The 25,592-nt window shown below is 39.8% G+C and carries 23 protein-coding genes; 4 read left to right on the forward strand and 19 right to left on the reverse strand.

The features are described from left to right. Nucleotide 1: 1 nt before the first annotated feature. Entirely contained in the window at nt 2–868 is an 867-nt protein-coding gene (locus tag OCK74_RS08120; RefSeq protein WP_279296520.1) for a DUF4349 domain-containing protein, read from the reverse strand. 741 nt (nt 869–1,609) lie between these two features. Between OCK74_RS08120 and OCK74_RS08125 the strand changes: the two genes are divergently transcribed. Both OCK74_RS08125 and OCK74_RS08130 read left to right on the forward strand, forming a co-directional pair. Continuing rightward, the gene (locus OCK74_RS08125; RefSeq protein WP_279296521.1) at nt 1,610–4,156 is read left to right on the forward strand and encodes a mechanosensitive ion channel family protein; all 2,547 of its coding nucleotides are present in this window, start codon (nt 1,610–1,612) and stop codon (nt 4,154–4,156) included. Nucleotides 4,157–4,271: 115 nt separating this feature from the next. Continuing rightward, the gene (locus tag OCK74_RS08130; protein ID WP_279296522.1) at nt 4,272–4,595 is read left to right on the forward strand and encodes a metallophosphoesterase family protein; all 324 of its coding nucleotides are present in this window, start codon (nt 4,272–4,274) and stop codon (nt 4,593–4,595) included. Nucleotides 4,596–4,626: 31 nt separating this feature from the next. Here OCK74_RS08130 and OCK74_RS08135 read toward each other — a convergent pair whose 3' ends face one another. Continuing rightward, nucleotides 4,627–5,664: a phospholipase A gene (locus OCK74_RS08135; RefSeq protein ID WP_279296523.1), complete on the reverse strand. Its 1,038-nt coding sequence runs from the start codon at nt 5,662–5,664 to the stop codon at nt 4,627–4,629. 48 nt (nt 5,665–5,712) lie between these two features. Further along, on the reverse strand, nt 5,713–6,795 hold the full coding sequence (locus OCK74_RS08140) for a BamA/TamA family outer membrane protein (RefSeq protein WP_279296524.1): 1,083 nt from the start codon (nt 6,793–6,795) through the stop codon (nt 5,713–5,715). 186 nt (nt 6,796–6,981) lie between these two features. Between OCK74_RS08140 and OCK74_RS08145 the strand changes: the two genes are divergently transcribed. Beyond that, entirely contained in the window at nt 6,982–7,119 is a 138-nt protein-coding gene (locus OCK74_RS08145; RefSeq protein WP_279296525.1) for a hypothetical protein, read from the forward strand. Here OCK74_RS08145 and ppk1 read toward each other — a convergent pair. From ppk1 to OCK74_RS08180, 7 genes are all read right to left on the reverse strand, one after another. After that, nucleotides 7,103–9,187, reverse strand: a complete 2,085-nt coding sequence (gene ppk1 / locus OCK74_RS08150; RefSeq protein WP_279296526.1) for a polyphosphate kinase 1 — start codon at nt 9,185–9,187, stop codon at nt 7,103–7,105. The genes OCK74_RS08145 and ppk1 overlap by 17 nt on opposite strands. Nucleotides 9,188–9,710: 523 nt before the next feature. Continuing rightward, on the reverse strand, nt 9,711–10,493 hold the full coding sequence (locus tag OCK74_RS08155) for an alpha/beta fold hydrolase (protein ID WP_279296527.1): 783 nt from the start codon (nt 10,491–10,493) through the stop codon (nt 9,711–9,713). Nucleotides 10,494–10,698: 205 nt separating this feature from the next. Further along, nucleotides 10,699–11,394 (reverse strand): NADPH-dependent F420 reductase, encoded by a 696-nt coding sequence (locus tag OCK74_RS08160; protein ID WP_341483181.1) that lies wholly within the window; start codon nt 11,392–11,394, stop codon nt 10,699–10,701. Between the two features lie 66 nt (nt 11,395–11,460). Beyond that, nucleotides 11,461–12,078, reverse strand: a complete 618-nt coding sequence (locus OCK74_RS08165) for a Crp/Fnr family transcriptional regulator (protein WP_279296528.1) — start codon at nt 12,076–12,078, stop codon at nt 11,461–11,463. A gap of 178 nt (nt 12,079–12,256) precedes the next feature. Continuing rightward, the gene (locus OCK74_RS08170; protein ID WP_279296529.1) at nt 12,257–12,898 is read right to left on the reverse strand and encodes a hypothetical protein; all 642 of its coding nucleotides are present in this window, start codon (nt 12,896–12,898) and stop codon (nt 12,257–12,259) included. 677 nt (nt 12,899–13,575) lie between these two features. Beyond that, on the reverse strand, nt 13,576–13,827 hold the full coding sequence (locus OCK74_RS08175; protein WP_279296530.1) for a hypothetical protein: 252 nt from the start codon (nt 13,825–13,827) through the stop codon (nt 13,576–13,578). Between the two features lie 10 nt (nt 13,828–13,837). After that, entirely contained in the window at nt 13,838–14,716 is an 879-nt protein-coding gene (locus OCK74_RS08180) for a cyanophycinase (RefSeq protein WP_279296531.1), read from the reverse strand. Nucleotides 14,717–15,049: 333 nt separating this feature from the next. Here OCK74_RS08180 and cphA point away from each other — a divergent pair, with 333 nt between their 5' ends. Next, entirely contained in the window at nt 15,050–17,674 is a 2,625-nt protein-coding gene (cphA, locus tag OCK74_RS08185) for a cyanophycin synthetase (protein ID WP_279296532.1), read from the forward strand. 41 nt (nt 17,675–17,715) lie between these two features. On the opposite strand, the gene OCK74_RS08190 is transcribed toward cphA, so the two are convergent. From OCK74_RS08190 to amaB, 9 genes are all read right to left on the reverse strand, one after another. Further along, entirely contained in the window at nt 17,716–18,333 is a 618-nt protein-coding gene (locus OCK74_RS08190; RefSeq protein WP_279296533.1) for a phosphoribosyltransferase, read from the reverse strand. 3 nt (nt 18,334–18,336) lie between these two features. After that, nucleotides 18,337–19,002, reverse strand: a complete 666-nt coding sequence (locus OCK74_RS08195; RefSeq protein ID WP_279296534.1) for a dienelactone hydrolase family protein — start codon at nt 19,000–19,002, stop codon at nt 18,337–18,339. A 57-nt stretch (nt 19,003–19,059) separates the two neighbouring features. After that, nucleotides 19,060–19,656, reverse strand: coding sequence for a thioredoxin family protein (locus OCK74_RS08200; RefSeq protein ID WP_279296535.1), 597 nt, complete (start codon nt 19,654–19,656; stop codon nt 19,060–19,062). Nucleotides 19,657–19,720: 64 nt separating this feature from the next. After that, nucleotides 19,721–20,674: a YihY/virulence factor BrkB family protein gene (locus tag OCK74_RS08205; RefSeq protein WP_279296536.1), complete on the reverse strand. Its 954-nt coding sequence runs from the start codon at nt 20,672–20,674 to the stop codon at nt 19,721–19,723. A 35-nt stretch (nt 20,675–20,709) separates the two neighbouring features. Next, complete coding sequence (gene mltG / locus OCK74_RS08210; protein WP_279296537.1) at nt 20,710–21,741, reverse strand: endolytic transglycosylase MltG; 1,032 nt, start codon at nt 21,739–21,741, stop codon at nt 20,710–20,712. A gap of 71 nt (nt 21,742–21,812) precedes the next feature. Next, nucleotides 21,813–22,175 carry a preprotein translocase subunit SecG gene (gene secG / locus OCK74_RS08215; protein ID WP_279296538.1) on the reverse strand — a complete coding sequence of 121 codons (363 nt, stop codon included), beginning with the start codon at nt 22,173–22,175 and terminating at the stop codon, nt 21,813–21,815. Nucleotide 22,176: 1 nt separating this feature from the next. After that, nucleotides 22,177–23,067, reverse strand: coding sequence for a hypothetical protein (locus OCK74_RS08220; protein WP_279296539.1), 891 nt, complete (start codon nt 23,065–23,067; stop codon nt 22,177–22,179). 41 nt (nt 23,068–23,108) lie between these two features. Next, nucleotides 23,109–23,843 (reverse strand): porin family protein, encoded by a 735-nt coding sequence (locus OCK74_RS08225; RefSeq protein ID WP_279296540.1) that lies wholly within the window; start codon nt 23,841–23,843, stop codon nt 23,109–23,111. Nucleotides 23,844–23,986: 143 nt separating this feature from the next. Continuing rightward, nucleotides 23,987–25,513, reverse strand: coding sequence for an L-piperidine-6-carboxylate dehydrogenase (amaB, locus tag OCK74_RS08230; RefSeq protein WP_279296541.1), 1,527 nt, complete (start codon nt 25,511–25,513; stop codon nt 23,987–23,989). Between the last annotated feature and the right edge of the window lie 79 nt (nt 25,514–25,592).

The following is a 25,592-nucleotide window of genomic DNA, read 5'->3' on the forward strand; positions in this document are numbered from 1 at the left end:
ATTATGGCTTCACCGTCACATCTGATAGCTTTCCTTTATGTTTCCAATACCTGAAAGAAATATAAATAACTATGGCTGTCAAGATGAACATCCACAGGTTTGCCATTATAAGTACAAAAGCCTGGAAATACTGCCAACCATCACTGATAGCGTTACTGAATCGTTTACCGAAGGAAAGCTGATAATCTGCAATGATATAGTTAGCAATAACTTCTTTTCTAACCAGGGAGTTTTGAAAGAGGTGCAGATTTACAGGGCTATATTTAACATCCGCATCAATTGCTCTATTCTGAATTTGTTGTTCAATGGCTTCATCCTTGAGGGCGATGGTTTTGATATTTTCAGAAGGCTTGTTCTTTTGAATGGCAGTCTGTGATAACACCGCTGTTCTTGCCTTTTCCTTTAAAGCATTTTCAAGGTAGGAAAGGCTTCTGTCATCAATATTCAGTTGGCTGCTACCTGTGAAATATCCAAGGTCTGCAACGCTGTACATAAAGGCTTCAAGATTTTCGGATGGAATACGGGCGGTAATATCTGCCTGAGGCGCAACGGTTGAGATGACAAGCAGCGAATCGGTTGAAATTTTTAGTTCCTTTCTTTCACCTTCTACAGATTCAAAACTCTGGTTGAAAATCATACCTCCCAGCTTTTGAACAAGCCTTGATATGGCTCTTGTGCCTTGCTCAACATCTTTTACCTTGAAGTTGATGCTGGCAGTCTTTACCAGTTTTACGGAATCCCCCGTTAGGCCTGTTATGGAAGTGGTATCACTTAAGGAGGTAAGGACATCATTTTCTTTTGAACTATTTTGGCAGCCGAAGATTAGTACTAAAAAGAAAAGGGTAAACAGTGAAAGGGTAGGTTTCATAACATTCTGTTTGTCTACATTGATTCCTTTTTATTTGAAAATGTAACCCAATCAATCTTGTAAATTTCTTTTACAGCTATCAATATTCTAAAGGTTAAACCGTAATCATCCTTTCCAAAACCTACGTCCACTCCAATATTGACTTTCATTGAAGGTATCATTCGACATCGCAGTCCCATTGAACATCACAATTAGCCGAAAATGCAACTTTTAACCGGCCCAGGAATTGGTGAAGAGCACAAGTTGGTTTAAAAGGGCAAAATACACCGGAGGGAAGCGCCGACAGTTGTACCGATAACTGTAAAGTAGAAGCTGCGTCCTTACTAATGTCAACAATTGATGCTTCTATCGAAAGCCATCTCATGGGTTTTGCAGTAGTGCAAATCAGAAAGGAAAATAAAGTTGTGGATATAAAATTATGAATCTGCTGGTAAATGCTATTACCGGGAAACTCCGCCCGGTTATGCAATCCTGGATTTATATGGGGATGGAAGGTTGGATAATCAATACATCCCACATGCATTTTAATTCTTAGAGGGCACGCACATCAACTCAAAATTTTGCATCCATCTTGCTGTATTTCTTTCAATGTGCCATCACAGGCATGATCATTATCGAGTTAGTGTTCAAAGTTCAACTTCCATAGAATTCAAATCTGTCAGCTACATAAAAATATTTTTTTGCATGAATTGTTATTAAATTTAAGTGACAAATAATATCAGAAAATTAATGATTATAACAATGCTGCCTGCTTTAATCATATTGTCGGATATTATTGAAACGCTTAATAATTATGTTACCAAGGTCCGGCTTTCTTTAAAACTCATTAAAAATCTGGGATTGGCAATTTGCATTTCATTGATGCATATTACCTCATTTGCACAACACGATACTGCTCAGTATAAACTCGATTTCGATTCAGTAAAAAATACTCTTGCTTTTGACACATTAAAAAGTAATGGTGACTCGGCAACTATTAAACTAATTAGGTCCTTTAAACAATTTGCAGTTGATGAGGAAAGAAAAAATAATATTGAGTATTTTGAAGACACGATTGCAACAAAACAGGATGAAATAATAGAAGAAGTAAAAAGGCTGACTTTAGAGGCCAAAAACTATTTAAAGAACGGTCTTGATACAAATGGATTGAGTACAGAAATAATTAAAATTGAAAATTGGTATGATGTTTCAGCTGAGGGAGTTTTTACCAACACAGGTACAATACAAACAAGACTGAATCTTGAAACTTCCTCCAAGATATTAAAGGAATTATTGGCAAGAGCATTGGCTAGAAAATCATCACTGGATTTTTATTACAAAAATCTTGTTGGTTTCAGAAATAAAATTGATTCTCTTAGTAGAGATAGTGTATTATATAAGCTTTCTTCCGATTCTACAGTATTGATGCGTTATGTTGAAAAACTGATTGTTGTGTCACAGGAAATTGCACCAGCTGACAGTGCTTTTAAAAAGACCTTGGAGAGCGTATCAGAGTTACAGCCGACCTTAAACAGGCTTGTAAATAAATTAAACGCTAGTATAGAGCAGATTGATTTTTTTCAAAGAGAACTTTCAAATAAGGCATTTAAAAGGGAAATAGTTAATATAGGCGGCCCGGTGCGATTCAAACGTTCCTTAACTGAGATCATTAATTTTTCAAAGATCAAAGGAGGGCTGGCTTTTGTTTTTTATTTAAGAAATAACTATGGCAAAACAATATTGTTATTGATCCTTATATTAATATCTGTTGTTTTCCTGGTAAGCATTAAAAGGAACCTGCAAGTACAAAACTTGCTGAATGATGGTATACATAGGCAATATGTGTTGAAATACCCTGCATTATCTGCACTTGTAATCATTTTGAACATTTCCCAGTTTATCTTCATCGACCCGCCTTTTATTTTTAATGTCTTAATCTGGGTCACCTCAGCCATATCCTTAACAATTATATTAAGAAAATCCATTGCTAGGCATTGGATGTTCGCCTGGCAAACCATGTTTTTTCTTTTTCTGTTTGCTTGTGCAGATAATCTTATTCTCCAGGTTTCAAGAACAGAACGATGGATCATGTTTGCTTTGTCAATTGCTGGCATACTTTCGGGTTCGATCATAATTCTGATGGGCTACCTGATGAAGCGAATAGATAAAATCATCATTTACAGTACAGGATTTGTAGTCATAATGCAAATTGCATCGTTGGTTGCCAATATATATGGTCGTTATAATTTATCTAAATCATTTCTTTCCAGTGGTTTTATAAATGTCATTATAGCGATATTATTTCTCTGGACAATACGATTAATCAATGAAGCCCTTTCGCTATCAAAAGAGGTTTATAATAATCCTGAGGAAAAATTGTTCTATATCGATTTTAAACGTGTGGGTAGCAAGGCTCCGCCAATATTATATGTGTTTCTTATTATAGGATGGTTCGTTTTATTTGCCCGGAATTTTTATGCATACAGGTATATTATAGATCCGATTAAGAATTTTATCTATCAAAAGAAAACTATTGGATCTTTTTCGTTTACAATTGAAAATTTGCTTGAGTTTTTCCTGATTCTTTATATAGCAGGGCTCACCTCAAGAATTGTTTCATTTTTTGCTTCTGATACTTATATCGGGCAAGACGGTACTATAAAAAGAGGTGGAATTGGCAGTAAGTTGCTTTTAATACGCATTGCTATTTTCTGCATAGGCTTGTTACTTGCATTTGCCGCAACAGGCATTCCTATGGACAGGGCTACAATCATTTTAAGCGCATTAGGTGTTGGTATTGGCTTCGGTCTTCAAACACTGATTAATAATCTGGTAAGTGGTCTTATTATTTCATTTGAAAAACCTGTGAATGTTGGTGACATAGTTGAAATAAATGGACAGTTAGGAACTGTAAAATCAATTGGTTTTCGCAGTAGCATCATCTCTACTTCAGATGGGTCTGTTGTAGTGATACCAAACGGAGATTTGCTCAATCGACACTTGATCAATTGGACGCACAGCAACTCCGCAAGAAGAGTAGAGATAATAGTAGGTGTTGCGAATGGAACTGACCTGGAAAAAGTAATCCAAATACTTAAGGACTTGCCAGTTAAGGATGAAAGAATTCTTTCAAATCCTGAGCCTAATGTGATCATTAAAGAAATGAACAACAACATCATCAACTTGCAATTATTCTTCTGGGTACAAGATATTAGAAAATGGACCGCGGTAAAAAGCGATTTTATCTTAGCTATGGATAGTGCTTTCAAAGAAAATGAGATAGCGATAGCTTTTTCCCAACAGAATTAACATATTTGTAGTACTTGATAGCAATAACAAAAATGCGGGTGCTCTTGATGATGAGCAGCGTGTCTGGCTAGAAGCCGATCTTGAAAAATTGCCAAAGAATACTCCGGTATTGTGTATGAGCCATTATCCCATTTTGGGCGTTAGTACAATCATGGAAGGCGGTAACCATACTGATGCCCGCTATCTCACCGACTTGTTCAGTCGTCATGCTGATAAAAAAATAACCTGTATTAGCGGGCATATACATTTACAGGATGCGGCTGTTTATAATAATGTGCATTATTACTGCAACGGGGCATTGAGTGGTTTCTGGTGGGAAGACGGTAATAAAGAATCCGCCGGTAAATGCTATTACCGGGAAACTCCGCCCGGTTATGCAATCCTGGATTTATATGAGGATGGAAGGGTAAATAATCAATACATACCACATGCTTTTTAATACTGCTTAGATAGCCAACCATTCCCACGCTTCATTTAATATTGGGAGCAATAAAAAAGCCTAACGCAATTCCTGTCCTGAAATAGAAATAACTATTTCCGTAATAGATATTGTAAGGATCACTTCCATAATACCCTGTACTTGCAAATAAAGAGGAATTGGGAGATCCTTTGATGCGCCAATAATAACTGATCTCCGCATTGATCCTTTTTTCAAAACCAGATAATCCTTTATCTCGAGACCCAGTAATATAGGTGGCATTAAAAACAACTCGGTATTGTTCACCGTAATAATAATTGCTTAATCTGCGTCCCAGGTATTCATTCCAATAATTGATCACACTGATATATCCCAATTGCAAATTGATTCTTTTCTTTCCATAGCTTGATTTTAATGAATCGGCTGTGCCAAAATGGAATGCCAATCCGGCTCTTCCATAAAACTCTTTGTAATTACGATCAGGGTTTTGCTGTTTGGCAGAAACCGGTTCCATCAAATACTTTCTTCTTCGGAAGTGATAAGACGGTTCGATATAATTGGTCGAAAAGTTGCCATTATATAAATTAAAACTTCCATCGCTTTTAAATTCAGGTCCATCCTGGCCGTTAGAATGATGAAAAAGGGAGATACCCATGTAACTGATATTGGGACTTTCCGCATCAGAATAATCCAGGGGAATATAGACCACTGCACCAGGCATAAAGCTCGGTGTGCGCACGGCAAAAGACGAATCGCCTTCAGCTTCATTATCATGCAGGATCCTTACCATATACCTGGTTACCAAATGAACCGTTAGAGGGATCCGCTCGCTGCCAATAATAAATTCCGGGATAATATCCGCTGAAAGTATGTACCATTTTTTAGGAGAGCCCAGGTCAAAAAACGGGGGGCATGCATAACTCCGCTGCGAATAATTCTGTGTCTGGTAAGCAAAAGTCAGGTCTCTTCTTCTTCTGGCATCTACCTTTTCAAACTTTTCTTGTTCCTCCTTTGAAGGCAATGTATCCTTTTGGGCCTTTACTTCCTGTAGCAAACAGGCAATCAATAACAAAACACTCAATGGTTTCATATTATTTCCTCCCTAGACCTTCGCAGGGTATTCTTTGTCTATATATTACTACCTTGCAAATGACTCCCCAATTCTAAAGGTTAAGCTGTAATCATCCTTTCCAAAACCTACGTCCACTCCAACATTTACTTTCATTGATGGAATGATCCGATAACGAAGTCCGGCGCCGACACCTGGTAATAATGATGTATTAAAAATATCAGAAAATGATTCTACTGCCGAAGCAACTCCAAGAAAACCCACCATTCCAAATTTTGAATTACTAAACATCCACCGGTATTCCGATTGCAGAGCATATACCTGGTTACCGCGGTATTTGCCCTGCGAATAACCTCTTACATCATCCCTGCCTACAATACCCTGTCCCTGGAACGGAATATCGCCGGTAGCAATGTCAAAATTTAGGCGTGCTATCATTATGTGCCTTTGGTCTTTAAGCACGTCAAAAAAATGGTTATAATTGATTTGAAAGCGTGTAAAATTATTGTCACTTCCTGTCCAGTCTCGATGAAACTGGTTCCTGAAATTCATAAATATACCTGTGGTGGGGAAGTAAACATTGTCCCTGCTATCCTGGCTAAAGACATACCCGATATTACTCATGTTTCGTTCATCCAATGAATCGCCTTTCGAAGTAAAATAAGTTTTAGTGTTATTGTATTCTCCGAACAGCCCTCCGTATAACCGCTTCCAGATTTTGCGCTGGATCTGCATCATCGCGATGACAACATCATTAGCGTAATCTTCAAATTGTCCTACATTGTCATTTGCATCTTCATTGAAAAATTGATAATTAACGTCCCCCTTGATGAGGTATGCTCGAACGCGCCACTTATCTTCCTTTAAATAAAATTGTTGTCCAATGCCGGCTACCCAACTCTTCTCGGCTGTGTAAATACCCATCAATCCTGTATAGGAGGGCGGCGATACTGTATCTTCTTTGTTTACCTTATAAAAAGCTGAGGTAGAAGCACCAATACAAATTCCCTGCGTTCTGTTATAGGTAATAATGGGAATAGCTGCAAATTTCACAGGTTTTTTAGTGGAATCAGGTTTGAGCTGTCCAAAGGCGAATTGCGTAGCAATCAGTAATGCAATCACTATGTTAAACCGCTTCAATTGATTTATCATAGTCAGTTTGTTTTTCCCAGTATTACGCAGCTTTAACTGTAACGCTTGATATGCGCATTGTCGTTAAATAATATCAGCCAAATTGTATAGATATTGAAATTAATATTTATTTGTGAAATTATAACCAGTTCTTTCCTTTCTGAACAATGTGAATTTGCTGTCTTTTCAGAAAAATTCGTGTGGAAAATGTCAAATGGGAAGGAAGCAATTATAACGAGCAAGAATGAACGCACCGCCCGCAAGATCATTGCCCTGATCCTCCGCAGGTATAACAAAATGTCCGGAGATATGACTGGTAATTCTTACACTATTTACCAGAAGTGACAGAGCTGAAGTTTGTTTTGGTATTCAAATATTTATAAGTTTCCAATTGAGAGCTTATTTTTTCACTTTCATTAGAAATTACATAGTGATTGGATAATTCTTTATCGAGAATTCTGGCCTTTACATTATCCTGTAACTGCATGTTGATAATATCTTGAATTTCGTTACAGATATCCTTATCAAACATTGGTACGGCTGCTTCCACCCGGTGGTCAAGGTTGCGAACCATCCAGTCTGCAGAAGAAATATATACCTTTTGTTTTCCATCATTATAAAATATCATTACACGGGCATGTTCCAGGTATTCATCCACAATACTGATGGCTGTAATTCTGTTTGAAAATTTTTCTCTATCAATTACTGCACAAAAAATGCCTCGGACAATCAGCTTTATTGCTACACCGGCGTAAGCTGCTTCATATAACTTTCCAATCAACGCGTGGTCACTTAAAGAATTTACTTTCAGAATGATAGATGCTGTTTTTTTTTGCTTTGCGCTTTTAATTTCCTTGTTTATCAAATGTGTTATCTGGCTCCTCATATTGTTGGGGCAAACCATTAAAGTCTTACAGTTATCTAAAAGAGAAAAATCTGTTTTCACGCCTTCCAAAAAATCAAATATACGGTTGATGTCTGCCATCACTTTCCGGTTACTGGTAAGGAGGCAATGGTCTGCATAAACCCTTGCTGTCCGTTCGTTGATATTGCCTGTGCTGATAAAGCCATATTGTAAAATCTTCTTCCCCGCACGTTTTCTGATGATACAGGTTTTTGCATGCACTTTCATATTATGAAATCCAATGAACACTTTTACTCCTTCCAACTCTAATCGTTCTTTCCATTCCAGGTTGGCTTCTTCGTCAAAACGAGCCTTCAGTTCGAGCACTACAGTCACATCTTTTCCATTACGGGCTGCATTGACAAGTGCATTGATTACTTTAGAATCAAAAGCCAGGCGATACAAAGTGATTTTTATGAGCACAACCTCAGGATCCATGGCTGATTCACGAAGCAGGTCAATTAGTGGATTGAAGGAATGGTAAGGAAAATGAAGCATGATATCCTTTTGCAAAATTACATCTGTTACTCGTGCCTGTTCAAGTAGTAATGGATGTAGGATGGGAGCCCGGCGATTCTCTTTGGCATTGAAGACATCGGGAAAATCCATAAAGTGCCTGAAATTATGAATACGTCCTCCCGGAATAATATTATCCCTTCTGGATAAGCATAATTTACGGATCAGGTATTCCAGTAAACCGGCATCCATTTCTTTATCGTATGTCAAACGAACAGTTTTGCCCTTCCTTCGATTCTTCAAACCCTTCTCTATCTTTTGAATCAGGGAAGTGGAAAGATCATCGTCGAGATCAATTTCTGCATCTTTGGTTACTTTAATGATATGAGCAGAGAATTGCGTGTAGCCAAAATAAGAAAAGATGGAAGGCAGATTGTATCGTATCACGTCTTCTAATAACATAATATATTGCTTCTCACCTTCGGAAGGCAGTAGTACAAATCTGCTGCCTACGGCCCTGGCCGGTACTTCTATTAAAGCAAATTTTTGATCATAAGCAGTATCCTGCTTTTTCATTACTACACCTAAATAAAGTGATTTTTCCCTTAGGTACGGGAATTGGGGAATGCTTTCAATTAGCAGCGGAATGATATTATTGCGCACTTCTTCATCAAAAAACTTTTTTACATATTGTTGTTGCGACTCGTTTAATTGAGTATCATCAACGAAGAAGATTTGTTCCATTTCTAACTCTTGCAAAATATTCTCCCAAATTCTGTTGAATTCACTTTGCTGTTTGAGCACAATCATTTGGATGTCATCCAAAATTTGTTGAGGGTTCTCTTCCAGGTGCATATTCTTTTTACCCAATAAGGTCATGCGCTTTAAAGTGGCCACTCTGACTCTGAAGAACTCATCCAAATTGTTCGAGAAAATGCCCAGGAACCTGATTCTTTGTTTTAATGGAACAGCTGGATCATTGGCTTCCTGCAACACCCTGGCGTTAAAACTCAACCAGCTAATATCCCGTGGAATAAAATTATGTTTGTTCATATAAAGCAAAACCAGAAGGTGAAATAGAAATTTGTTTTTCAATATTATGTTCAGAAAGGCGCTGTTATTTTCTGGTTCGGATTCCTTGATTTCAACAATACAAGATAATATAAAGTTGTTTATTCTGATGCGGCAAATGGGGTCAACTTACAATGCAAACTTATCCTCTCACATATTTTCTATTCATTTAATAATTGACTGGGCAATATCAATTTGTTCAAAATAGGGAAGTAGTTCATCTGTATTCTGAAAACTCTAGAGTTGCGTTTAATTCCATTAAATAGTAATTGTATGTAAGTATAAGGGATATATCATTACGCTAAATGGAGCTTGAAAAAAAGCTCTCCGTAGAAACGGAGAGCCAAATTCATTTAAGAGTTCTATCTATGAATAGCTAAGGTATAAACCCATTGTTAAGACATCATTAATCCAATATGAAATAAATGTTCTGACTGACATTTCCAACCTGTCCTGATTGATAAAAGCACCTTTACTTCTATGTTACCGTTTGTAAAATCTATGGCTATTGCTTTAGAAAAGGAACCATGCTTGTCCACACAGCTGGAAAGTTCTCTAAGAAAACACCGTGGGTAGCATTAGGTATGATGCTTAACTGGCTGTTGAGTATCATATGGTAAGCGTTCACAACCGTTGGCAAGGATGCGTTTTGATCAAGTTCGCCAGCCATTAAGAGTACTGGACACTTAATCGTTGCAAACAATGCTTTGCCCACCGTAAGATGACTGTAAAAGTCAGCGAGTTTAGTAAACCACTCTTGCAACTTCCCAGGGTCAGGCATCAAAGCCAGTTGTTGTTTCCAATACAGGCTATCCAGGCTAAACGCTTCTTTTGTGGAGAAATGAAATGATCTCGGTCCAGGGTACATTTCCCCTGCACCAATGGCAATCAGCTTCTTCACCCGCTCTGGGTACATGCTTGCTAGCTTGTAGCCTGTGTACGCTCCGTCGCTGAAGCCCAGCACTAAAACGCTGTCCTTGGTTACGGCCTGAATAACCGCATAAACGTCATTTGCTTTCTGTTCAAAGGTAAGCGGTGCCGAGCCGATTTCAGACTTACCATGCCCTCTTGTAGATACAGCAATTACCTGGTAATCTTTCTTCAGGCTATCAATAAACTCGGCCATTTCATAGGTAGAGCCATAAACACCGCCATGTAGGATCACAAGTGGCTGTCCCTTCCCATACACTTCATAGTAGATTCTGGCATCACCAGCACTTACATAATGCTCAGCCTTGGGGTTGTTACCGTATGGGATTTCACCAGCTCGTGAAGGCGCGGTTTGCATGAACCGTCTTAGGTGCGTGGGTGTTTGTGCCTGACTGTAAGTGTGTAAAAACAGGAACGTAATTAGGGAAAACAGTATAGTCTTTATGTGAAAATTTGTGTTGATTGACATTGGACTTCGTTGTTACAAGGATTTATAAATGGTAGTTGGTAACTGAGTGACAGGATCGCTTTTACCCTGTCACTCAATATTGGTTGCTGTTTAGCTACAGTTTTTCGTTTGCTTCAGTTACAGTAACAGTTTTTCCGAGCGCACCGAACTCATGTAGATCGCCAAACACTTCGAGACGTATGGATTGGTCAAGACCACCCACACGCACAGGCTCAAAACCGCTGTCACGAATTAATTGCTCTATTTCTCCGTTGATGCTGGTATCATCTGTAGCATAAAACAAAACCGCTTGTTCTTGTTGCTGGAACGCAGCACTGGCGAGAGAAGCAACACCTAATGAACCTAAAGCTTTGGCCAGCTTTGCACCCTTGGGAAGCTGGGTGGAAAGAATCTGTCCTGCTGATTCGTTTTCATCGATGATCTTTTTGAACCCACCATTCTCAGCTGGAGCAATGGGGTTAGATGGATCAACAATGATCTTACCCTCAAGTTCAGTAGCATATTGCTTTAAAAACTCTTTAATTGGATCAAAATAGATGGCCAGCACGACAATGTCGGCTTCTTTGATGGCTGCTGAAATTTCTGATGGCTGTGCTAAGCTTCCTAACTTCTGAGCAAGTGTTTCTGCTTTTGCCAGTTTACGATCAGCTACAATTACAGGACGATTACCTTTTACAAGGTTAGTGGCAACGGCACTACCGATATTACCTATTCCAATAACTGCTACTTTCAATTTGTTTGCTTGTGACATAACTATTTCTTTTTTGATGGTTAATGATTGATTTGTCAGTGCAAATCTCCGTCACCAATACAAGGTCGTCCAATGACCTGGTTTAAGAAATAGGCTTGATGTAGTTTAAGATTTTGGCTTTGGTGCCTTGCTCAGGCGGTTCCGCAAACGGCTTAAAAACTCTGGAGTAATGCCCAAAAAAGAAGCAATTTGAACTTGCGATAGGCGGTTAACCAGGTGTGGGTAGATTTCCAAAAAGGTCTGATAACGCTCTTCCGCGGTGGAACTGATATTTTGCAATAGCCGCTCTTGCAAGCGAACAAAGCTGTTTTCCAGGAGTACCCGGAATATACGATCAAATTTTGGAGCCTGGATGTACAGGGAGATGAGATCGTCACGGCTAATCTGTAGTACAACAGTGTCTTCCAGCGCATCGATATTCAGGGCCGAAGGTTTTACCCCATGAAAACTGCCCAAGTCATTGATCCAATAGTTTTCAGCTGCAAATTGCAGGATATGTGTGCTGCCCTTTTCATCAATTTTATACATTCGGAGACAACCACGAACAACGAAATAGAATTGGGTACAGATGTTACCTTCTTGTAAAACATACTGTCGCTTTCGAAACAGACGTGGATGAAATTTTGTCCTGACTAATTCCTTTTCCTCTTTGTTTAAAGAAATCAGGCAATCAAAATAGGCGAGCAGCGGTTCAAGCGAAGCCTCTTGGTTATCAGGTTTCATTTTAAATGGTGTCTAATAAACTACAAAAATCACCAAATCCCTCAATTTGATTATGGTAATTTTATTGAACTATACATACAGCTGAAGCAGCATTGCCTACAACACGTAAATTACCGAACCTTAGTGCTCATCTGAAAACAATAAACAAATCCAACTCTCTATGCCTCAACACACCTCTCTAAATCCGCAATACTGCTAAACAATCATCCTTCATCATACAACCTTCTTCAGCTTCAAGACCCACTGCCTCTTCTTTCTGCCAAAACACCTGCCAGGCTCCCCTCTGCTCATAAGCATTCAACCCACCAGCATGCACACCTGTCATCGCTCCATGCACTCCACCAGCATGCCCCATGAACAATTCCCCCTTCACCACCCTCACATCAGCTATTTCCCTTCTGCCCGTGCTCATCATGCCCCTCACCGCCAGCTGCTTCCTCAGCCACTGCTTGTCCCCCTGCATCCCCATATACAACCGGATGGCCGCCTGGTAGACATGCTTCCGCTTCTTTCGGGGCAGGGTCTTTCGGAAGGCCTTCTTTTGTTCCGGATCCGAGAGGATCCACTGGGCATACACCACTGCCTCCTTAAACAGATCCCTCCTTACCCTTTGCTTTTCAGAGGCTACTATTCTGCTCATGTCTGGGTACTTGGTGATCACGATCCTTTTCTTCCACTTCTTTTTCTTGTTCCCCCTATAATGCTTCACCACAAAACACTTCCCAATCGAGCCCCGGATCATGCCCAACAAAAGTCTAGGTATCTGCTTGCCTTCCTTGATCACCACCCTTTGTTTACTGTTGATATAGACCTGTTTCATCTTTTGGATTCATTTACCCCCTAAAGCTACTCCGCCCCACCCACAAGCAAAAACCTTCTGGCCGCTTTGGCATGAAATGGCAGGAAATGGCCGCTTTTGTCCGCTTCCCCTTCAGCTTTCAAGTAGGGATCCTTCGTACCTCAAGTATACCTGAAGCAGACCATCAGTATACCTAGAGTAGGGCAACAGTATGCCACCTTCGTTCCTAAACCTCTAAAAAGCATCTTTTCTTCCCCTTTCTCAATCTCCAATAAAACCCGGACTCCTCCATCAAAAAATCCTATTCCTCCCTTTCTAATCGTGCAAATCCGCGGTTCATCTTTCGTTGCTCAGCCCTACCTGAGCCCTACTGAATCCATAGCTAAGCCTAGGAAAAGCCTAGAAAACCACTTTTATCTCCCATATCATGCCATTCCAATACCCCAATACCTCATTTCACCTTTCCCCAGCTCCCAGGATACTCCCTACCAAAGCCTAGGATAAAGCATGAAAATGGTAAAAGCAATATTCAACAGATATCGAAGACTACTGAAGCCAAAAAAAGACCATCGGATCCATACCGGCGGATCATATTGTCGTAGTCATGCTTCCTGGTCAGGTTACTGATGTACAAGACTTCACAGAACTACAAGATCAACGTAGATACATATGCGAAAGAGTTTGTAAGTTAAAGTCCTTTATGCCTCATGATGATTACTGCTATTAAAGTTTTCAATTTCACTGACAAGTGCATTGACCAGCTCCTCATGGTCTTCTACATCACTCACCCATAGCTTTCCTTTGCGCCTGATGACGATCTTCTCTGGAATATACTCCAAACGGGTTCCCCTTTGCTCATGCAGACGGAAAATGTAAACGTCTTCTTCTTCAACCGTAATCTCATAAGTGAGTGGTTGGTTTCGGTATTTTATCGCAGTTTGTAATGCCATAATTTTGTAATTAAGTAGGTGTCCGGCTTTCCTGCAAATGGTGGTTAGCTGCCGTAAACTCCCTGGACTGGAGATGAAACATATCGCCTCTTGCCATTACATGCACTTGTAGATTCGAAATTGAAATGGGTTCGCCTCCATGAACGTCAGCAATGTTGTTGCGTTTAACATTGCTGCCATCTACTACGACCACGCTGCTGGACCCTATAGCTTTTAACTTGGTGCCCTTTTCTATCAGGACAGCTGTGTCTTCATCAAGACCAATTCCTATGGCCGCAGGCTGAGCAGCAATGGCCTGTACAAGCCGCCCAAACCTTCCTCTGGCATCAAAATGCGTATCAATAATTACAGATTGAATAAGCCCGAATCCAATATTTAATTCTACCTCTCCCTTCATATAGGCCCGGTCTGCGTTTCCTCCACAGATCATGGTGTTACTCATAGCGGCTGCCCCGGCACTGGTTCCGGCAATTACAAAATGATCATCCATGTACTTTTCCTTCACCATTTCAATAAATGCGGTCCCTCCCAATATAGAACTGAGGCGTAATTGATCTCCGCCTGAGAAAAGGATACAATTGGATTTTTCAAGCCTTTCCAGGTTCTTTTTATAATCACCATCTTCCCGGCTGGTAAGTTTTAAATGTCCAATTTGTTCAATTCCTAACTTTTTAAATGCTTTCTTATAGATCTGGGCTATTTCATCGGGAAAAGATGTTGCCGTGGTGATTAATTCTATTTTGGGAATCCCTTTTTTCCCAACCAACTCTACAATTTGTCTTAATATCCCCTGTTCAAAAAAGTCTAATTTTTTTACCCTCAATTTATCTTCTTCGCCTTTATCCTCAGCTCCTCCAATTGCGATTAAATAACCTTTTGGTAATTGCATGTATCAATATTTCAAAAAAGTATGCCACTAAAGAAATCAGCCCACTATTAAGATAAGACAAATATGCTATATATGGATATGGTGAAAAATTTAAAAGTTACCTTGATTGAATTTCAAATATGAAGAATTTATTGCTGTTGGCTTTATTACTGTAGGCAATTTCTGTAAAATAAAAAACATATACTTAAAATTTTAATTGATTATTCTGCTAAATCAGTGAACTTAAATACCTTACAAGACATAAAAAGTTCATAATTGTTTTACATGAGCTTAATACAAGTGCAAATTATTGGTACAAAATTTCCATGTTTTATTTGTAACAAAACCCACTATATGGAATTATTAGAGCTGAGAGTACTCAAAGGCCCTAATTACTGGTCCACTAAAAAAAAGAAGTTAATACAACTATTATTGAATTTTAAAAACACTCAGTTTAGCCTTACCAATCAAATCCCTCTTTTATATGATCGTTTCCTGCAATTGCTGCATCCATCCTATGAAAAAGAATGTAGTTTGGATGTTATAAAAAGCCAATGCTTACAATCATCTGGAGAAACTTCTATTAATCATTTTATTGGATACATTGCCATTGAGCTGCAGAAGTTAGCTGGCATTGATGTAAATGATATCATTGCTACACCTGCAGGTCAAAACGACTTGCATTATATAGTTTTTTCTTACGATGAAGAAGCATCAGGAATCTATGCTGCTCATGCCGCTTTGAACATTACAAATGCTTTAATAAAGGGCGAGGAATACAATATCTGCAGTGATATTATTGAACTTGAAAGATTATGGTTTTCTGAAAAATTAGGACCTAGTACAGGATCAATTGTTGAAGAAGCACAAAAAAGGAATATTCCCTTCATACGTTTAGACAAGGGTTCATTAGTTCAATTAGGTTATGGTGCAAATCAAAAAAGAATTGAAGCAACCATTACCAGCCAAACGAATTCCATTGCTGTTGATATAGCTTGTAATAAAGAACAAACGAAGAATATATTAAATAGGGCCGGCATTCCTGTTCCCAAAGGATCTGTTGTTGAAGATGAGTGTAAACTGAAGGAGGCCATTGAAGCTATAGGTTTTCCCATTGTGATTAAGCCTTTGGATGGTAATCATGGAAAAGGTGCTACAATCAACATACATGATTGGGAAGCAGCAGTGAAGGCTTTGAATCATGCAAAAGAAATCTCAAAGAGAATAATCGTTGAACAATTTATTGAAGGTATAGATTTCAGGGTACTGATGATCAATAATAAGTTTGTGGCTGCAGCACTAAGGACACCTGCTTGCATTGTTGGAGATTCCATTCATACCATACAGGAATTAATTGACCTGGAAAATAAAAAGCCGGAGAGAGGGAATCAGCACGATAATTTACTGACCTGCATAACCATTGATGATGAATTGCAGGAACTGCTGGCAATGCATCATTATACACTAGATACAATCCTTCCATTAAAGAAGGTTGTCTATTTAAAACGAACTGCCAATCTGAGTACTGGTGGTACAGCAACAGATGTTACAGATGATGTACATCCTTCAAATATTTCATTATTTGAACGGATTTCGAGGTTAATTGGTCTGGACATCTGTGGCATTGATATAATGGCTAATGATTTAGCTACGCCACTTCAGGATGATGGCGGAGCAATATTAGAGGTCAACGCAGCTCCGGGTTTCAGAATGCATTTATCACCTTCAATTGGAAAGAGCAGAAACGTTGCAGCTCCTGTCGTAGATATGCTCTTTAAAAACAATGGTCGTATTCCATTGGTTGCTGTTACAGGAACCAATGGCAAAACCACTACAACCAGGCTTGTGGCACATATGGCGCAACAAGCAGGTTTTACAACCGGATATACAACTACAGATGGTATTTATATCAACCAGGAATTATTAATGAAAGGAGATTGCTCCGGGCCAAATTCTGCACAGGTTATCCTTTGTGATCCAAATGTTGAATTTGCGGTGTTGGAAACAGCAAGAGGAGGGATGCTACGGTCTGGTTTAGGATTTGATCAATGCGATGCTGCTATCATCACAAATGTGGCAGAAGATCATTTAGGACTTAATGGCATCGATACAATTGAAAAACTGGCAAAAGTGAAGGCTATAGTGGCACATGCGGTAAGTGAAACTGGCTATGCTATATTGAATGCGGATGATGATCTGGTATATGCCATGAAAGATCAACTGAACTGTAAGGTGGCTCTATTTTCTATGTACAGTGATAGCATCAGGATTGAAGAGCATTGTAGTAGAGGTGAAATAGCCGCAGTATTTGAGAATGGGTTCTTATTGCTTCGGATTGGCAACAATATCATACCTATAGATGATGTGAAAAATGTGCCCATTACTTTTTCGGGTAAAGCCGGGTTTAATATTGCAAATGCACTGGCGGCCTGCCTGGCGGCTTATACCAGTAAAATAAAATTAAGCACCATTAGACAGGCCTTACGTTCATTTATGCCATCGATTGAAAATACACCCGGCAGGGTCAATATTTTTGAATTTAACGAGTTTACTTTTATGCTTGACTATGCTCATAACCAACATGGCGTCAAGGCATTGGGAGAATTTATTCGAACGATGGAGGCATCATTAAAAGTTGGAATTATTACCGGGGTAGGAGATAGGAGGGATGAGGACCTCATCGCCTTGGGAGAAGAAGCAGCAAGAATATTCGATGAGATCATTATCAGGCATGATGCTGATATGAGGGGAAGAACGGTTGAGGAGGTAGAATCCTTGATCAGTCAGGGCATTTTTCATATAGATCCCTGGAAAAAAGTTGTGTATTCTCTGGATGAGTGCGAGGCAGTGAGGTTTGCAATTGACAATGCGAAACCTCAAACTTTAATTGTTGCTTTGGCAGAGAATATTCAAAAAGTATCAGAACTGATCAGGCAATATCAACGTGAGCGGACCAGCCAATTACAAATAGCTGGCTAATGAAATATACTATGAGTGATGAGTAGACTCACGAACACTCATCACTCATTACTCATTTTAATATAATTAATGACATCAGAATCTGTCAACTGTGCGAAGTCGCTATAAAACCTTCCGACCCCAATAAATTCTTCAGGAACGTCTAAGAGTACTAATTTATCTACTTCCTGACTTAATTTTTCAACTGCACTCCAGGAGGCCACCGGGGCCGCTATAATGATGGCTTCTGGTTCCTGTTTTCGTAAAATCTTTACTGAAGTGAGCATTGTATTTCCCGTAGCAATTCCATCATCCACAACGATAACAACTCTGTCTTTTATCGGCTCTGGTTGCTTGTTGGGCATAAACTTTTGCTGCATTTCAACAAGTCGTGCCCTTGCCCGTTCTGTTTCACTTTCTATATAAGATTCTGGCACTTCCTCATGTGGCACTACAATGCGATCCTGCATTCCGACAGCACCAATTGCATATTCCTTATTTTGAGGATGGCCTAATTTCTTGATGAGTAATAACTCTAAAGGCCAGTTTAATGCCCTGGCAATTTCTAACCCTACAGGAACTCCTCCTCTTGGAATTGCTAAAACAATCCCATTTGCCTTTTGGTACTTAAGTAACTTTTCAGCTAATAGCCTTCCTGCCTGCGTTCTGTTTTGAAACATTGTTTAGGGATTAGTATTCTTGATCATCCTGGGTAACAGGTATTTCTCGAACCATGATGCTGCCAGGAAACTAACTTGTTCCATAGTTCCTGCTTCTTCAAAAAGGTGAGTAGCGCCAGGCACAACCTCTAGTCTTTTTTCACAGTGTAGCAAATCCAGTGCTTTTTGATTCAGCCTTAAAACATCTGTGTCGAGTCCGCCAACAATAAGTAAAGTAGGAGCATGAACGCTGTACAAAGCTTCCGTGGCCAGATCTGGCCTTCCTCCACGTGAAACTACTGCATCAACTTCAGGAACTGCAACTGCCGCCATCAAAGCGGCGGCAGCGCCGGTGCTGGCACCAAAATACCCAAAGTGAAAGTCTCTTGTTTCAGGTTGTTCTTGCAGCCATTCTGTAGCAAAAATCAGGCGTTGCGCAAGTAATTTGATATTAAAACGGTTTTCATAAATGACATCTTCCGCTTTCGTCAATAAATCAAATAACAAAGTTCCCAGGTTGTGTTGCCATAAGAATTGAGCTACTGATTGATTTCTCGGGCTAAAACGACTGCTGCCACTTCCATGTGCAAATATGACTATTGAGTGAGCGTCCTCCGGAATACATAACTCTCCTTGTACCATTGTATCCTCAACAGGGATGTTCACTTCTTTTTTGACTTTTAATTTCATATATGGCAAGTATTGAGGTCAAAAGGTGAATTTGATATATTAAGATTGGCTGCTCATTTAAGCCTTCCGCTTGATGGTACATCCAACAGAGCGCGAAGTCGTTACTGAAACCTCCTTACCTGCCAACATTTCATCGATCGCTTCTTTTAGGTGCTTACGATTAACCTCAGCTTCATTACCTGGATTATCATCTATAGCACCATGGTAAACCAGTTTTCCTTCTTTGTTGAACAGGAAGCATTCCGGGGTCCTTGTAGCACCAAATGCATCTGCTAATTCTGAATTCTTATCAACCGCGTAATACCATTGATACCCTTGTTGTTTTGCATACTGTTTCATGGCTTCAAAAGAGTCCTCATTATCCCTCTGGGCTTCATTTGAATTCACAAGGGCTACACCAATATTTTTGCTTAAAAGGTAAGATGCTATATCCTTGGTCCTTTGCTGATTTTTGATGACAAACGGGCAGGTATTACAACTAAACATAACAAGGATCCCATTAGTGTTCCTGGCATCATTCAATGTTACTTCTTTACCGGTGATATCTTTCATTTTTACATCACCTTTAGGCATAGGAGCACCAATCGGAAGTACATTGAACGTAAATGATAAGAGACCAATGCTTGCTATTGCTGACAATAGAATCTTTCTCATAAATTATTTTTTACAATAACAAATCTCGGTAAAAAAATTCTTGAATGGTTTTAGAGCCACATGCTTATTTGCCACCATTCTCTATGGACGCCTTTTCCAGGTTTTGCTTTTTCAGAGATGTGATGGTGACATTCAGTTCAAAACCCAGCAATAAAACCAGCGAATTAACATAAATCAGTGACATCAAAATGAAAATAGCACTAATGGAGCCATACACCTTGTTGTAATTGGAAAAATGATTGACCCAGAACGAAACCAGGAATGTTGCGATGAACATTAGCGTAGTTGCGAAAATAGCGCCTGGGGTTAAAAATGGCCATTTTTGCAAATGAGCCGGGCCATGCCGGTAGATGATGGAAACTACATAGAAGGTGATCAGGGCAAGAATTACCCATCTCGCATTGGTGATGATCAATCGTAGAATTTCACTCTTTACTCCCAACCAGGCAAGTACAACATCTTGAGCAATCAATAACAGGAGACATAAGAATACCAATGTAAAGGTTACAAGCGTCAACTGTAATGCTACTTGGCGTTTTTTAAGGCCTTTCCGTTTATAAAATCCCAGGTAGTTTTTGTCAAAAGAACGAAGAACGCCCATCATGGCATTACTGGAAAAAAAGAGCGCCAGCAACAAACCAAAGGATAACAGGCCATTACGCGGTCTTTTAATAAAATCTTCGAGAAAGCTGATAATGATAGAATTATTTTTCTCTCCGGGCACAATATCCCTGATCAGCCTGTATAATTCCAATATAACCTTATTGGATATGGGTAAATAGGGAATAAGAGTGAATACGAATATAAGCACAGGTGGTATAGCCATTACCACATTGAATGAAATGGCTGCTGCTCGCTCTGGCAGGCTGGTTTTCCGTAATTGTTCTAGGAACGGTCGCCAGATAGCAAACAGGGAATAGCCTGCAAAGCCTGGTAAAACAATGGACTTACTCGTGTGAATCACATGTTTTACCGGGGAAGCCGTGGCCAGGGTTTCCTTTATCTTTCGGTGGATCAAGGGTGATAAATTATTAGTTATTACTATTGATACGATTATAGTTTGGTCCTTCTTTCCTGTTCTAATTGGTTTAAAGCCTCTTGATATTCTTTGGCCTTTTTTAAATGCTCTTCATAAGTAGCACTAAATACATGGGTACCGTTAAAATCTCTGCTGGCAACAAAATAAAGGTAATTTGTTTTAGGGGCATTCAGAACCGCATCAATCGTAGCTTTAGTAGGCGTACATATGGGACCTGGCGGTAAACCTGTATTTCTGTAAGTATTGTAAGGTGATATTACTGCCAAGTGCTTTTCATAAATTCTTTTCAATCCGAAATCTTTTAACGCAAATTTTATCGTTGGATCTGCCTGTAGAGGCATTCCTGTATTGATTCGATTGATATAAACACTGGCAATATTACCCTTCTCGGTAGATGCGTTTGTTTCCTCTTCAACAACAGAAGCCAGGATATGAGCCTGAACGGGAGTGAGTCCCAGGGCTGCTGCCTTTTCCTTTCTTTCGGATGTCCAGAACTTTTCAGATTCTTCGGCCAGCTTTTTATAGATTTTGCCGGGACCAGTGTTCCAGAAATAGGTGTAAGTGTCGGGTAGTACCATTGTCATCGCGAGTTCAGGATTGATGTCATAATGCTTCAAAGAATCGTTGTTATTGAGGAAGTTCAACATTTGTACCGAGTCTGTTTCGAACTTCTTGCCAACCAGCCTGGCCAGGTCCTCCTTTGTCCGCAGTTTTGTTATGACCAGGTTTACCGGCGTTTGGCGTCCATTACGCAACATGCGTAGAATATTCAATAAACTGCTTCCCTTTTTAATATCATATTTACCCGGTTTGATATTCTTCCAGTAATCCATGCGGTTTGCTAACCATTCAAATGCAAAGTCATATCTAATAATCTCATTTTTGGCTAAGGAGTCCATCACTGCCTTTTTAATGGGAGCTGCAGAACTGATGTATAAAGTCTCCTTTGACTTGTCAAAAGCGGTGGCCGGTCCAAAAAATACCCAAGCTATAACGGCTGCACCCAAAAGGAGCAGCACTACTAAAAATAATACTACTTTTTTCATAACATTCAGGCGGTAAAATAAATAAAAAACCCTGCCGGGAAGACAGGGTTTCAAAAAGTATTTTGAAAAACTTATTTATTGGTATCAGCAGGCAATGCCTGGTTTTGCTGAGCACCAGGAAGAGTTGTTGTGTTTGGAGTAGTAGGGGCCTGTTGCATCGGTAAAGGACCTGTGCCGATGTTTTCCAAACGATCCTGAACCTGGCTGCCACCACGCATAAAGAAAGTAGAAGTGATACACAATACAGCGATTAAAGCTGCAAAGATCCAAGTTCCTTTTTCAAGGACATCAGTTGTTTGTTTAACACCCATAAACTGGTTGCTGAAACCGGCTATGTTTCCAGCCAAGCCGCCACCTTTAGGATTTTGGACGAGCACGATTAAGCCTAAAATAAGGCAAGCGATGATAATAAGGATTACGAATAAGACGGTCATGTTATAAGGCTTTCTTTAAATTTTCCAATTTGGTTGCAAAATAAGCCCTTTTAGAGGGATTGAGCAAACATAATTTGTTATAAACTTCTATAGCTTTTTCTAATTTTCCCTGTTTTACCCAGACTTCGGCCATGGTTTCGGTCAGGATTTCGGAATTATCCAGGGAATGGGCAGCTATATTTTCCACTTTTTCCTCTGCATGAGGGTCCAATTTCTTAAGTTGTTCTACTGCAGGAAGCCTTTTCATGGTTTTCAGCCATTCGGTAAAGCTTTTGAGCTGGCGTCCGAAGCTGTCCTTGGAAACTTCTTCCTGTGATAACTTAATGCCAACGGAGGCAAAATAATCAACCGTATAATAAGGTTCAAAGGACAAAGAGTTATCAGAAGGCTGGTCTGAAACCGTGATTGAGGTTTCTTTGGAAGCCACAGGTTGAGCAATATTTTGTTCTTCAGGTAATTCTACAGGTTGATCAACTGGTTGGGGGCCTGGGAAAGAAACTTCGGATTCAGATGTCTCATCTGGTGTAGAAACTGGTGTTTCAAGATGAGATAAGTCAGGTATTTCCGGCAGAGTTGTTTCTGGTGTATCGGCAGGAGTTAATATTGATGATTCAGCAGGTGATGATACCAATGCTGAAGGAAAAATCGAATCGTAATCCTGATCATTTATTAAAAAGTCAAGTTCTAATGAATTGTGATGGTATAGAGCTGCTTTCTGAAATTGCTGTGCGTATGCCGGGCTATTATTTTCTTTTAACTTTCTAGCCAATAAAAATTGGGCAGGAGCAAAAAAAGGGTACTGTTCAGAAAGCTGTTGTAGCTCCTCTAAACTGCAATTGGACAAGTCCTTTTGCAATATTTGTTGACTTATTAAATTGAAGCGATCAGACATGGGGGCGCAAGTTAGTAAAGATAGAGATTAGGCGTTTGTTGTTACCACCATTTGGGGCAATAATAAATATTATCCTTTGCATTCCTGTTTTCTGCCTTTGGTCCACTTAAGTAAAAGCCAAGAGTTATGCCAATAGTACCATATTTATACTTGTTTTCACCCTGGCTATAATAAGGTGTCAATGCTTTGCTGTATTGAGCAGTCAGAAAACCATTTTTAAATTCTAAACCTGCCAGAATGTTAAGTCCCCAATGTAAAACCCTGAATTCGCCATCTCCATTACCAACTTTTAAGTCCTTATTCATATCATATTTCAATTCTCCTAAAGTATCAAGCGCATTGTAGGATTCACTACCAGCATAATGAAAAGATATATAAGGTCCGCCACCCATGATAAACCTGGTGTTAGTCTGTGATTGAAACTTGAGCACCATGTTTAAAGGCACATCAAAATAGGTAATGTTTTGAGTGTAACTATAGTAAGAAAGTTTTGAAAGATAAGGGTCAAAAGCTTGTTGCTGTTTGGCGCCTTTATTATTATAAATGACTCCAGGTTGAAAGTACCATCCCCCCAGGTTCGGAATGGGTAAATCAGCAATAAGCCCTAAATGAAAACCTCCTTTTGCCTGCATTAACTGGCTGGATGCCCCAGGTTGTAATTTCCAATAAGGAGATACAGAAGATGAGTGAATACCTCCAGCCAGGCTAATGCGTTGCTGAGCCTCTGCCTGAATGAAGAATAATAGGGTACAAAAAAAGAATAGGATTTTCCTCATAAGTAGTAAATCATTCCTGTTACAAATCTAAACAGATCGCCAAAGTATACATAATTCAATAAAATGTCATATAAATTCTGTAATCGTTTATTTCATATGGTTAAAAGCTGACAATTATCAGGTGGTAAAGGGATACTGATAAATTAAATTTCAAATTTAATACCTTGAGCAAGTGGTAGAATAGATGAATAATTGATGGTATTCGTTTGTCTGCGCATGTAATTTTTCCAGGCATCGCTGCCACTTTCCCTGCCGCCGCCAGTTTCTTTTTCCCCACCGAACGCACCACCAATCTCTGCTCCTGATGTCCCGATATTCACATTAGCAATGCCACAGTCACTTCCTGTAACGGATAAGAATTGCTCTGCCTCGCGCAGGTTCAGGGTCATGATAGCAGAAGACAGGCCTTGTGGCACACTGTTTTGAATAGCAATAGCCTCTTCAAAATCCCTATAAGTAATCAGGTATAATATGGGTGCAAATGTTTCCTGCTGCACAATTTGGGAGTCTGGCTTCACTGCAACGATGCAAGGTTTCACGTAGCAGCCACTTTCAAAGCGGTCGCCTTCCAATACTTTGCCTTCTATAATGAATATTCCTCCTTCCTTCCGGCACTGCTCAAGAGCATGTTGATATTGTTCCACCGCGGACTTGTCTATTAAAGGACCTACATGATTGGCCTCATCCAAAGGATTGCCGATCTGTAGCTGGCTATAAGCAGCGACCAATCTGTCCTTGACTGTTTCGAATATATCTTCATGTATGATCAGCCGGCGGGTAGAGGTGCATCTTTGCCCTGCTGTACCTACTGCACCAAAAATAGCTGCCCTGATTGCAATATTTAAATCAGCGTCTGGCGTAATGATGATGGCATTGTTTCCACCCAATTCCAGCAACGATCTCCCTAGTCGTCCACCTACGGCTGCACCAACAGATTTGCCCATCCGGGTAGAGCCCGTAGCGGAAACCAGTGGAACATGCGTATCACTTGCGATCTTTTCTCCTAAAACTTTATCTCCTGTAATCAGATTGCTTACACCTTCTGGTAACCCATTCTTTTGAAAAACATCAGCCACAATCTTTTGGCATGCCACTGCACATAGAGGAGTTTTTTCTGATGGCTTCCAAATAGTAACGTTGCCACATACCCAGGCTAACATTGTATTCCAACTCCATACGGCAACAGGGAAGTTGAAAGCTGAAATAATACCTACGATGCCTAATGGATGCCATTGCTCATACATCCTGTGACCAGGTCTTTCGCTGTGCATAGTAAGGCCGTGCAATTGCCTGGACAGACCAACGGAAAAATCACAGATATCGATCATTTCCTGTACTTCGCCCCAGCCTTCCTGTAAACTTTTGCCCATTTCATAAGAAACCAGCCTGCCTAGTTCATCTTTATTTTTGCGAAGTGCCTCACCCACTTGGCGTATTACTTCGCCTCTCCTAGGCGCTGGCCAGAGTCGCCATTCTTTAAATGCCTGCTCTGCCTTATTGATAATCAGGTTGTAAGCTGCATGACTAGTGCAGAAGACAGTAGCTATTTTTTTCCCATCTACAGGAGAAAAGGATTCAATAAATTCTCCTTTTTCCTCTTCCCACCAGGTACCAGTGGAAGTGCCCGAATTGATTGCTTGAATACCTAATTGATGCAGAATATTTTGCATGAGAAATAGTTTAGGGTTCAAAAAGAAATTTACGACTAAAAAGGAAACGTTGAAATATAGGCAAAAGAAAAAGGGATAC

The sequence above is a fragment of the Paraflavisolibacter caeni genome, assembly GCF_025628885.1.
Lineage (GTDB): Bacteria > Bacteroidota > Bacteroidia > Chitinophagales > Chitinophagaceae > Flavisolibacter > Flavisolibacter caeni.

Excerpts from the sequence above, each read along its gene's own strand:
- OCK74_RS08155 (WP_279296527.1), bottom strand. The coding sequence starts at position 10,493 with ATGCAAACCGCGCCTTCACGAGCTGGTGAAATCCCATACGGTAACAAC.
- OCK74_RS08220 (WP_279296539.1), bottom strand. The coding sequence starts at position 23,067 with ATGTCTGATCGCTTCAATTTAATAAGTCAACAAATATTGCAAAAGGAC.
- amaB (WP_279296541.1), bottom strand. The coding sequence starts at position 25,513 with ATGCAAAATATTCTGCATCAATTAGGTATTCAAGCAATCAATTCGGGC.
- OCK74_RS08120 (WP_279296520.1), bottom strand. The coding sequence starts at position 868 with ATGAAACCTACCCTTTCACTGTTTACCCTTTTCTTTTTAGTACTAATC.
- OCK74_RS08180 (WP_279296531.1), bottom strand. The coding sequence starts at position 14,716 with ATGCAATTACCAAAAGGTTATTTAATCGCAATTGGAGGAGCTGAGGAT.
- cphA (WP_279296532.1), top strand. The coding sequence starts at position 15,050 with ATGGAATTATTAGAGCTGAGAGTACTCAAAGGCCCTAATTACTGGTCC.
- OCK74_RS08200 (WP_279296535.1), bottom strand. The coding sequence starts at position 19,656 with ATGAGAAAGATTCTATTGTCAGCAATAGCAAGCATTGGTCTCTTATCA.
- OCK74_RS08130 (WP_279296522.1), top strand. The coding sequence starts at position 4,272 with ATGAGCCATTATCCCATTTTGGGCGTTAGTACAATCATGGAAGGCGGT.
- OCK74_RS08145 (WP_279296525.1), top strand. The coding sequence starts at position 6,982 with ATGTCAAATGGGAAGGAAGCAATTATAACGAGCAAGAATGAACGCACC.
- OCK74_RS08140 (WP_279296524.1), bottom strand. The coding sequence starts at position 6,795 with ATGATAAATCAATTGAAGCGGTTTAACATAGTGATTGCATTACTGATT.
- OCK74_RS08170 (WP_279296529.1), bottom strand. The coding sequence starts at position 12,898 with ATGAAACAGGTCTATATCAACAGTAAACAAAGGGTGGTGATCAAGGAA.
- OCK74_RS08195 (WP_279296534.1), bottom strand. The coding sequence starts at position 19,002 with ATGAAATTAAAAGTCAAAAAAGAAGTGAACATCCCTGTTGAGGATACA.
- OCK74_RS08125 (WP_279296521.1), top strand. The coding sequence starts at position 1,610 with ATGCTGCCTGCTTTAATCATATTGTCGGATATTATTGAAACGCTTAAT.
- OCK74_RS08225 (WP_279296540.1), bottom strand. The coding sequence starts at position 23,843 with ATGAGGAAAATCCTATTCTTTTTTTGTACCCTATTATTCTTCATTCAG.
- mltG (WP_279296537.1), bottom strand. The coding sequence starts at position 21,741 with ATGAAAAAAGTAGTATTATTTTTAGTAGTGCTGCTCCTTTTGGGTGCA.
- OCK74_RS08190 (WP_279296533.1), bottom strand. The coding sequence starts at position 18,333 with ATGTTTCAAAACAGAACGCAGGCAGGAAGGCTATTAGCTGAAAAGTTA.
- OCK74_RS08165 (WP_279296528.1), bottom strand. The coding sequence starts at position 12,078 with ATGAAACCTGATAACCAAGAGGCTTCGCTTGAACCGCTGCTCGCCTAT.
- ppk1 (WP_279296526.1), bottom strand. The coding sequence starts at position 9,187 with ATGAACAAACATAATTTTATTCCACGGGATATTAGCTGGTTGAGTTTT.
- OCK74_RS08135 (WP_279296523.1), bottom strand. The coding sequence starts at position 5,664 with ATGAAACCATTGAGTGTTTTGTTATTGATTGCCTGTTTGCTACAGGAA.
- OCK74_RS08175 (WP_279296530.1), bottom strand. The coding sequence starts at position 13,827 with ATGGCATTACAAACTGCGATAAAATACCGAAACCAACCACTCACTTAT.
- secG (WP_279296538.1), bottom strand. The coding sequence starts at position 22,175 with ATGACCGTCTTATTCGTAATCCTTATTATCATCGCTTGCCTTATTTTA.